This is a genomic window from uncultured Veillonella sp., from assembly GCF_937981445.1.
GTDB lineage: Bacteria > Bacillota > Negativicutes > Veillonellales > Veillonellaceae > Veillonella_A.
On the sequence record NZ_CALJON010000026.1, the window covers coordinates 1 to 11586 of the forward strand.

The 11586-nt window shown below is 39.4% G+C and carries 3 protein-coding genes; all 3 read right to left on the bottom strand.

The annotated features are described in order from the left end of the window. Positions 1-2422 (bottom strand): hypothetical protein (locus tag Q0376_RS04535; protein WP_298704599.1); only part of this gene is annotated, 2422 nt, incomplete at its 3' end. Positions 2423-3153: 731 nt separating this feature from the next. Beyond that, on the bottom strand, positions 3154-8715 hold the full coding sequence (locus tag Q0376_RS04540) for a YadA-like family protein (protein ID WP_298704602.1): 5562 nt from the start codon (positions 8713-8715) through the stop codon (positions 3154-3156). Next, positions 8712-11399 (bottom strand): hypothetical protein, encoded by a 2688-nt coding sequence (locus Q0376_RS04545; protein ID WP_298704605.1) that lies wholly within the window; start codon positions 11397-11399, stop codon positions 8712-8714. Before Q0376_RS04545 ends, Q0376_RS04540 begins: the two co-directional genes overlap by 4 nt. Positions 11400-11586: the final 187 nt, after the last annotated feature.

Here is an 11586-nt window from a genome sequence, read left to right on the forward strand (position 1 = left end):
TATTGTTAGTGGCATCTAATTCTGCTGTTACATTACTATCACCAGCAAAGGTAATGGTTGGTTTATCTCCACCTAATGCGATATTAGAGATGTTATTACCAGCTTTAATATCAAAACCCGTTTGTAGTTTTGTTACATCACCAGATGCATTATTAATTTTATCTTGTGTTGCTTTATCTAATCCTACGGAAATATCCGTTCCGGTTTTGCTTACTTCCGTACCTGTGCCGTTTACAAAGTTTACTAATGAATCTTTTTCTATTACAGATTCATTAGCACCATTAGCTTGTAACTTCCACGCACTGGCTTGACCAAGTTCTTCATTCGTAATTCCTAATTTAGTTTTCCAATTGTTAATATTAGTATCACCAGTTAAATTAGACGCATCAATCTTAGTAAACGTATCTCCTAAGGTACCAACAATGCCATCTTTATTAAGTTTATACGTTACTGTATTGTTAGTGGCATCTAATTCTGCTGTTACATTACTATCACCAGCAAAGGTAATAGTTGGCGCTGTATCTCCACCTAAGGCGATGTTGGATGTTGTAGTACCAGCTTTAATATCAAAGCCTGTTTTTAATTTTGTTACATCACCAGCTACATTAGTAATATTTTCACCAGCATCCGTAATCTTAGTATTTAATGCATCAGCCGTTGATTGAAGATCACTTACATTAACCGCGGAATTAGGATTAGCAGTATTAGCATTTTCTAATTTAGCTAAATAATCGGCTCCATCCTTTTCAGCAATATCACTTTTTACATTCGTAATAGTTTTATTACCTGCATCAATACCATTGTTTGTCATGGATGGACCATCTTTAATAGTTAAACCATTACCATCCACTTTTACTGGACTAGCACCAACGGAAATAGATCCGTCTTTACCGAGATCTAATGTATTAGATAAGCCAATTTGAATAGCACGACCATCTGAATCTACTGTAGTCGTAATGTTGCCATTAGCACCTACAATATCAAAATGTGTTTTTTCACCATCTACAGTAAGAGTTGCTGGTGCTTCTTCACCGTCTGCAGCTTTTTTACCATCACCTACAGTGAAGCTGGACATTTTATCAGCCGTTACTTTTTCTACTGCCTTTAACTGTGCCACGTTAACAGCATCAGTATCTTCTGTACCAGCTGCTACATTGATGATTTGACGTGTATTTTGGTATTTTTGACCCGTTTTAGCATCAACATAGGAAGTAGAGCCAACGCTTACGGCACCATCAGTCGCCTTAAATGGAGCTAATGCACTTTCATACTCTGCTAAAGCAGCAGTGAAATCTTTGTTAGCTGCAGTCCACGCATTACGAGCATTAGTAGCTGCTACAGCTTCATTGCTTAATCTTTTATATTCAGCTTCTGCAGCTTTATACGCAACATCATCATGCCCCTTAGTTTCTAGCATAATCTGTTTTTGTACTGCTTCTGCGCTTGAAGCGTCGTTATAAGCCTTATTAAGTTCATTGTACTTTTCAATTTGAGCTTTATAGGTAGTTTCAAAGTTTTTAATAGTATCAGACAAGCCCATATAGCCAGCCAATGTGGCATTATCAGCAGCAATTTCACCTTTCACACCATCAACTAATGGCATGTAACCAATGCTACCAGCACCACGGTTAGCTACACTATACGTACCTAACGCAACACCACCATTGCCTTCTCTAGTCACTTGAGCCCTTACACCTAAAGCTACACCATTGTAAGCTACACTAGAGCTTTGACCAAGAGCTACACCATATAATCCATTAGTTTTGGCTTTAGCACCAATCGCTGTGCCACCAACGGCTGTGGCATTAGGACCAATGGCAATGCTGTATTGAATAGAATCCCTATTTTGTCTGCCATCATTTTGAATGTATTTGTAGAATTGGCCAGCAGAAGCACCTATACCAATGGCTATACCATCAGCGGCACGAGCTGCTTCACCTACGGCAACGGCCTTGTTATTTGCATAGGTGTTACGACCAAAGGCCGAGCCATATTGAGTGGCAAAAGCACCGGAACCAACAGATGTACTGCCCATAATAGCACTTGTATAGGTACCAACAGCTGTAGAATATTCACGAGCTGAATAAGTACCAAGACCAATAGCAGTTGTACCCACACCTGCTCTACTATCACTAGCTGTAGGTGTACCATCTACACCTTCACCATTTTTGTTATCATTTGTAGGAATACGAGAGAAATCTTGCTCTTGATCGCCATTCATAAGTTTAGTTTGACGATAATCAATCAATACATTTTTACCAACAAGATTATCCGCATTGTACTCTGTACCACTCTTAACTACGGTAGAATCAGTTGGGGCTGTACCGATACCTACATAGGAACCAGTTAAGCCTGCTGCACTCGCACTATATAAGCCAGCACCTACGGTACCAACAAGCATAGCAGCGACTAATTTTGTCATTTTTTACTTTCGTTTTTCATGATGTAAAGCCTCACTCCACTATTACACAACACAATCTACAATTCCTCAGGATTGTAGGGCCGTTTCATATAAGCCGTTCCAACATATTCTATAGCGTACACAAGCATATATAAAATAATCAATGCTACTCATTTAATAACTCATAATATTTTCACGCCAACATCATTAATCAACATCATGTGCAAATATTAAGTTATCGTAAAATTTGAACGACTATATAACACAAGAAAACCTATACAAAACTCATCAACTTTTTTATTTACTTAATTTAAGTATAGTCATTATTTTTTATTTGTCAATAGTTTACATCATATTTTTTCATGTTTATTATATTTTAATATCAGACAAATATAAATTGATAAGAAAAACAGCTATGCTTATAAATCCCTATTTTAACTTATTTTTCAATATATCTTGATTTGTATATTATATTTACATTGTTTCTCAACAATATAAATTTTGTTTAACGATTTGTATAATTCAACAAGTTGAATATAAAAAGAGGGTGATACCATTTTCAGGTTTCACCCTCTTTTTTGTATGAAACATTAAATTGTAATTTTTCTTACAACTTTATTTGATATACTTATAGTTTATCAACATATACTCTAAGCATACTCTATACAAAGATACCCTATACGTAGATACTCCATACGAACATACTATATACGAACATACCCCATACGACCACACTATATAATCTAAATAAACTATTGTACACCAAGGCGTTCCATTAACATCTTAATTTGTTGACGTTGTTCTTCTAACTGACCTTTTAAATCGGCATTTTCTTTTTCAAGATTTGTTACTTTTTCATCAAGAACAGTCATCGTGCTAAGTGGCGCTTGTTTATAATTTTGTGCTGCTTTTGCATAGTCATTATCTTGACCTACCCGTAAGGACACACCTAAATTAAACATATTTTCGCTACCGCCAAAGGAACCGCCTACGCTAAACATAGTATCATCATTTGGCCGATAGAACGCACCTACTGCCACCGCTTGTTTGCTGTGGAATGTACCAACACCGGCTGCTACAGATAATTTTTCATCTTCAAGATATTCCATTGGATGAAGCGCCGCCATAGCTGCTGCGTGAGCACCAATTGTGTTCATACGATTACTTAAATCACGTTTTACACCGCCTAATTGACCTACGTTTACAGCATCAGTAGCTTCAATACCAGGTGCCACATTTTGGATGCGGTTACCTTCGGCACTAATAGTACCAGTGCCAGGAACATATTCACCATTTACTGTTTCAGCAGGTTTTACTACTAAACCACCAGGTACATTTAAGCCGTCATTTAAGTTCGTTGGGCCACCATTGTTATTGGAAATGCCTTTATCATTAATAGTTACAACAGTGTTACTGTCTTTGTCCTTCACTTCTACGCCATTAGGGCCAAGAACTGTGGAATTACCATTTGGATCTTTGGACGTTACACCATCTGGTTTGATAGTTGTAGAAGAACCATCTTCTCCATTTACAGAAATACCATCCTTACCATTTGTGGAGATACCATCTTTACCAACAGTAGTAGCTGGTTTACCATCATCACCATTTACACCCATTCCATCAGAACCAACAGTTGTGCCAGGTTTGCCGTCTTCACCTTTTACAGTAAGGCCGTCATTGTTGATAGTTGTGTTGCCAGTTGTAACACTGCCGTCTTTGCCGAGGTCAATGTCTTTGGCTAACTTCACTGTTAATGTATCGGAGCCATTTGCCACAACACCAATGTTATTATCAGTCAACTTAGATTCGTCACTAATACCACCATTGATAGTTAATTTTTGGCTTAATGCACGATGTGCATCATCACCTGTGTCGCCACCAAAGTCAAGACCGGCTTGTGCTAGTGCTTGGAGATCTTTTACTGTTACTAAGTTATTTAAAGATGGACCTGTTTTATCAAGTAAACCATCTTTACCTGGTTGACCGTCAGCACCTGGTTTACCACCAATAATGTCTTTAGCTTCGTCCTTAGTAATCGGTTTATCATTGTCCTTATTATCTAAACCAAGACCACTTGTATCAGCACCAGAACCTAATGCAGTATCAACAGGTTTAGCATCATCTTTTGGTGTGCCATCTTCATTTAAATCAGTAGGATTGTAATAGTTACCATCGTTACCTTTAACAACAGGATTGCCATCTTTGTCAACCGTTGTTAAATCACCAGCAGCACCGAGTTTGCTTTCTAACTTATCAATATTGCCTTGTAACTCATCTTTAACACCCTTTAATTGACTGCCATTAATAGCATCTTTAGACGTATCAGTAATATCACCATCAGCTACATTAGTAATCTTATTACCGCCATTATTTAAGCCTTCATTAGTTAAAGAAACCGCTTTAGCTGCATCACCTTTGCTTGGTGTAATAGTAATACCAGAGCCATCAACTTTAGTAGTAACACCATCTTTAGTAGTTGTTACACTGCCATCTGTTAATGTAACATCTTTTGCTAAGCCAACTTCAATGGCGTTTCCTTTAACTTCAGTTTTAATGTTATCGACGCCTTTAACATCAAAGTGCGTATTATCTTTATTTACAGTAATAGTTTTATTTTCACCTTCTGTTGGTGCATCTGCGCCAATAGTGAATCCACCAAGCTTACCCGCTGCGGAATTTTTTACTTCATTAAGTTGAGATACATTCACTGCATCGGTATCGTCTGTACCTGCTTTTACATTTTTAATCTGTTGAGCCCCTGCAGAAATACCCGCATTTGTAAACTTAACTGTATCAGACACTGTTAAGCCTTTAGCATCAAGTTTAGGTGATGTAGCATCATTGCCAAACGCAATGCTACCATCAGCTGTTAAGTTTAATGTATTGGATAAGCCTACTTTAACCTGACGGCCTTCAAGTGTTGTAGTAATATTTCCATTAGCACCGAGGATATCAAAGCGTGTATTGTCCTTATCTACATCAATACCATCCGCATTACCCGCTGCATCTGTACCTACTGTAAATTTCCCTAATTTATCATCTGTTGAAGTTTTTACTGCATTAAGTTGAGATACATTTACTGCATCAGTATCAGCTGTAGCTGCCGCTACATTTGTAATCTTTTGTGAACCAGCGGAAATACCATCAGTCGACACTTTTACAGTCTTAGCAGCATCAGTATTAGGAAGGATTAATCCTGTAGCATCTAACTTAGGAGCTGTAGCGCCATCACCAAAGACTACAGAACCCTTATCTGTCAAATTAATATCTTTAACTAACTTAATTTCTAAGCCATTCGTATCCTTATTAGCCACTACACCAATGTTTCCATCAGTTAATTTTGCTTTTGCTTCATCAGTAGAAATATCAGCGCCGCCCTTAATAGTTAATTCATCACCTAAGTCACGGTGTACTCTTGTCGTATCATCACCAGCATAATTTGTACCAGTTGCACGAAGTTGCTTTAACTGTGCTACGTTTACTGCATCAGTATCAGCCAAGCCAGCAGCAACATTAGTGATTTGACGAGTCATATTAACACGACCTACGGAGACTGCAGACATACTAGGTTTGTAGGTTGCTAACAATATCTCTTTATTCATTTTGGCAACTACGTATTCTTGACTATTAGTATCTGCACTTTGCATTGTAGCATTATATTGAGCTAAATCGTCTGCTCTACCTAATGCCGTTGCAATAGCTAATTCATCATTTGCCATAACGGTTCCAGTTAAAGGATTATACCCCGTATAGCCTGTTCCTCGATTAGCTTGAGAAAAAGCACCTAAGGCAACGCCATGAGCAACACTTGCATTAGCCTTATACCCCATTGCAACGCCTTGTGCAGCCGTTACTTCACTACTACCCCCAACGGCTGTCGCCTGATTAGCAGTTACTTTACTGCCACCACCAACTGCAGTACCTTGGCTAGAATTTTCAACTGTTGATAAATACCCTACTGCAGTCGCCGCAGTAGAATTTTTTAGACTTGACTTATTACCAATACCTACAGCACTTTGAGAGTTATTAATTCCAGCTTCATTACCTAATAATATACTATTTGTTCCATCTGTAATGGAAGATGAAGTACCAATAAGTACCGCATTATTTGAGATTTGACTTAAACCTAATATCTTATTCCCTACACCAATAACCGTAGCATCTGCAGCCTTCTCACCTACATAAGAACCACTGCCAATAGCAATTGCTCTATCACTATTAGTTTTTAGTTCAAAATCATTTGCACCGCTGCCAACAGCACCTAGTTTAACTGCACTTATACCAATACCTATAGAATTAACTCCATTAGTTTGAGTGAATGTACCTACTGCAACAGATTGGTTTCCTGTTGCTTTAGCTTCACTACCAGCAGCCACACCAAATTGACCTGCTGATGTATTATACCCTAATGCAAGTGAACGAATACTGCTAGCATCAGCATGAGAACCAACTGCTAATGAATATTCACCAGCATGGGCGCCAAAACCAAGAGCAGTCCCCTGATGACCATCGGCAATACTATTCTGACCAACAGCAGTAGTGCCACCACCAGTAGCTTTCGCATCAGAAACACCTAATGGCTGTGCATCAACCGCAGGGTCTACATCAATATATTTTAAACCAATATCAATATTACTGCCGTCTTGATTTATTTTAATACCACGTTCTGCACGCAATGTTACAGTACTACCGTTTTTAATCTCAGTCGCTTCACCATTAGCTGTAGCTTCCGAATCACCGGTAACCTTAATAGATGGCGCTTTACCTACTCCAAGGGTCCAAGAAGAATTACCTACCGCTGTAGTAACATCATCTTTAGTCGCAATATTGTCAACAGTAAAAGCTTGACCATCATTACGATTAATAGTCAAGGTATTACCAGACATGCTTGCGCCAGTAATGTACTTGTCTTGAAGACCTGAAATAGTAACTGTATCTTTTGTACCATTTTGGTTCGTATTCAATGTGATAGAACCTGTACCATCTGCATTATAAGTAGCAGCGCTATCTTCTACTTTTGTATCAGTATCTACGGAATTTACAGTGTATTTTGTATAGGCTGCTGATGTATCTGTAGCTACAGTTACATTAGTACCTGCCACCACTTCTACTTTGGCAGCTTTGAGCTGTGCCACGTTAACAGCATCAGTATCTGCAAAGCCTGCTGCTACGTTAGTGATTTGACGAGTTTTACCAGTAGTACCAACAGAGACTGCGCCTAGAGTCGAGTTCCAAGTAGGATCACTTGTTTTTGTTGAAGCATCACCAGTTAATGGATCATAACCAACTTGTGCACCTGCTGCGCGGTCAGTTTTAGCATAAGCACCTAATGCTACACCTGTTTCTACATTTGCATTAGTATAACCACCAATCGCTAGAGAATCTTCGGCTGTAGCTGTAGCTGCAGAACCAACCGCTGTAGCGCTATCAGCCAAGGTCATAGAGTTATTGCCAATGGCTACAGACGTATCTCCAATAGCAGTTGCATATAAACCAGCCGCAACAGCACCTAAGTTATGAGCTGTTGCACGAGAGCCTAAGGCAGTAGCACCATATGCGGCACCATTACGTTCTTTTAATGCATCACCACTATCCTTTGTAGGTACAACAGTATACTCACCGTCATCACCTTTAGTGATTGTTTTAGTACCCTTGGAACCATCTGTAATGACCATTGAGTCACCCGCATTTTCAGGCAATGCGGAAACCATAGCACCAGTCCCCACTACGGTAGCCTGTGTGGTATCAATAAAATTAGCATTATTACCAATAGCAATAGCACCATTACCACCATTTACTTTAGAGCTTACCCCAAAAGCTACAGAATTATTGCCTTCACGACCAGAACCTGTATCTGAGTTCTGAATCACGGAATCAAAACCTACTGCAGTAGCTGAACCTGATAAAGCTTTAGCTTGCGGGCCTACAGCAGTAGCCGCTACCCCTGTAGCATTCGCTTCATAGCCAATGGCCATAGCAGCCATAGAATCACTAGCAGTCGTTGCATCCTTGCCAATAGCAATAGCGCCACTAGTATTAGTAGTAGCATTTTTACCCATAGCAATAGACAAATCAGCTTTACTCTTAGCCGCATTACCAATAGCAATAGAATTACTATTAGTGCTTTCAGTATTTTGACCTAGCGCAACAGCGTAAAAACCCTTAGCATCAGCATTTAAGCCAATAGCTACGCTTCCTATGCTTACAGTCTTAGCTTTAGGCCCAATAGCAACAGAGTTATTTCCTTTTGCACCATCATTAGCTACATTACTACCTGCACCAGTTTCAGTAGATTTAACAGATAAATATTTCACAGCCCTAATTTATCAGTTACATCTTTAGACAAAGCAAGTTTTACAGCTTGACCGTCTTTATCGACAGTGGTAGTAATATTTCCATCGCCATTAATAGCAAGTTGTTGTGTAGCTAAATTAACATTACCCACAGCCGTAGTATCTGTTGTTAAATTATCACCAGTAACATTTAATGTTACATTTTTCAATTGAGCCACGTTAACAGCATCAGTATCTAATGTACCAGCGGCTACATTATTAATTTGACGGGTTAATCCTGTTTCACTATCACCTATAGATACGCCAGCTGCAGTAGCTTGCCATGTAGATACCATCTTATTAGCTTCAGTTACTTTAGCTGTTAAAGCTGCCTTCTTTTCATCTAAAGTTGTTTCCGCAGAAGCTAAGTTTTTATCTATTTCAGCAATTTCTTCGGCAGTTTTACCGTTTTTAGAATTTTGTAAATCAATCACTGCTTGACGAGCTGTATCTACTTCACCTTGAGCTGTAGCAATATCAGTTTGTAATGTATCATAAACTGATTTCTGATCACCTAAGAATGCAGATAGGTCTGCTTGTTTACCAGATGGATCATAACCAAAGGAGCCTTTATCTACATTAGTAATAGAATCTGTACCAAGTGCAACACCAGCTACCTTATTAGCACGTGCACGACTGCCTAATGCAAGAGTTGACTCGCCAATAGCATCAGCATCAAAGCCTACTGCAGTAGCATAAGTACCATCAGTCTTAGTATTTCTACCAATAGCAGCTGAGAAATCACCTTTTGCTACAGCAATAAATCCTAAGGCTAAGGAGTTTGTATTATGTGCTTCAGCACCAGCGCCAAATGCTGTATTTTGATAGCCAAAAGCTTTAGCATCAGTACCTACAGCTGTAGAGAAATAATATTTACTCTTATCCAACGGATTCGTCATTACTTCTTCGCTAGTCCCTATATTACGGTAGCCTGGATTGGATGTATCACTTGGCTTAGTACCCGGATCAACTGGCGTCATTTCACCAATATAGGCGGAGTTACCTATTGCTAAAGAGGAGGCAGCTTTATCAGTAACAATTGTACCTTTACCAATAGCTACAGTCTCTACAGAATTAGAGGAAGCACCTGTACCGATAACAACAGAGTTACCAGAATTTGTTGCTTTTGCTTGAGAGCCTAATAAAACCACTTGCTGCGAATTATCAGCTTTAGCATGTACACCAGCTACAACCGCTTGTTTAGTTTTAGTTACTGAAACACCATCACCAATGCCTATTGAATAGTGACTACTATTATCTATAGTAGCTGCATCACCAAGTGCAATCGCTGATTGAGATAAAGCTTTAGCCTGCCCAATCGCAATACCAAAGCTAGTTGCTTGTGAACGCATCCCTAGCGCCACAGCATTAGTTCCAGTAGCTTTTGCTTCATACCCCATAGCAATACCTGTTGAACCCGTAGTATTAGCGCTAGAGCCAATAGCTACTGCACCAGTATTCTCTGCTTTTGCACCAGAACCTAATGCTGTAGCAAACCCTGTTCCAGCAGCAACACTATTTTCACCAATGGCTACATTGGATACGGCAGTAGCTGAAGCATTAGGGCCAATAGCGACGGAGTTACCACCTGTTGCACCTTTATTATCTTTATTACCAGCTACCGAAGAGTTAATAGATACATACTGAAAAGCATTAGCATCCAACTTAGTTGCCAACTGTGTCCCCACAGCAGCACTCAAATCTTTCAACTGACGTACGTTAACTGCATCAGTATCTTGTCCACCGGCTGCCACATTGGTAATTTGACGAGTGCTAACTGGCACGACATTACCATTTTGACCAACATAGGACTCTCTACCAACACTTACTGCCCCATCTGTAGATTTATATACAGAGTCATCCACATTAGCTGGCTTCTGAGCAGTAAATACAGCTTCACGGTCTGGCAAAATACCCCCAATTCGGCCTGTATAGCCTATTTTATCGCCACTTTGAGGAATGTAACCATAACTACCAGCAGAACGATTAGCTACAGAATTTCGGCCTAAAGCAACGCAACCTTCAGCCGTTGTAGCAGCGCCATAACCTAATGCCACTGCTCCAGTAACTGGTGCCGCTATAGTCGAATGTCCACCAATCGCTATCGAACCAATGCCTTGGGCATTAGACTCAGAGCCAATAGAAATTAAGTCTGAATAATTTCCATCCAACTTAATATTCTCCCCCATAGCAATAGCATTGGTTGTATAGCCTGAGGTATGAGTGTTATAGCCTAATACGATACTTTTACCACTTTCTGCACTAGTGTTCTCACCAATAACAATGCTCTTTTCTCCACCAGACTTAGCACCTACACCAATAGCTAAATTCCCACCGTTTTGTGCTAATGCACCACTACCAATGGCAATACCTGGGCCTGCATTAGTCGCGGCCCCTTTACCAATAACGATGGAGTCATTTCCTACAGCCTCTGAACCATCACCAATAGCTATGCTCCCATCATATTTAGACTTTGAGTCCTTACCAATGGCAATGGATGTATTTTCGTCGTTAGATGTGTCTGCAGCTCCTTCACCTAAAGCCACACCATTGCCTCTACCAGCCACATTAGTAGCTGCCCAAGTAGTACCAATTACACTGCCTGTTAGGGCACTAACTGCTAACGCAACACCAATCTTTCTAAAACATTTAGAATTCTTAGGCACTTTAAATCTCCCTTCTTAATCCACATAACGGTTTCACAATAAAAGATAAATCTTCTTTCTCTACTTCAAAACTACTATCGTATCGCCTCCAATTAAAATTAATCATCATAATTTTGATTAGGGTTTTAAATAGTATACTTGCACGTATTACTTAACGTGCATGAATAATTTAATATAAAATTCATAT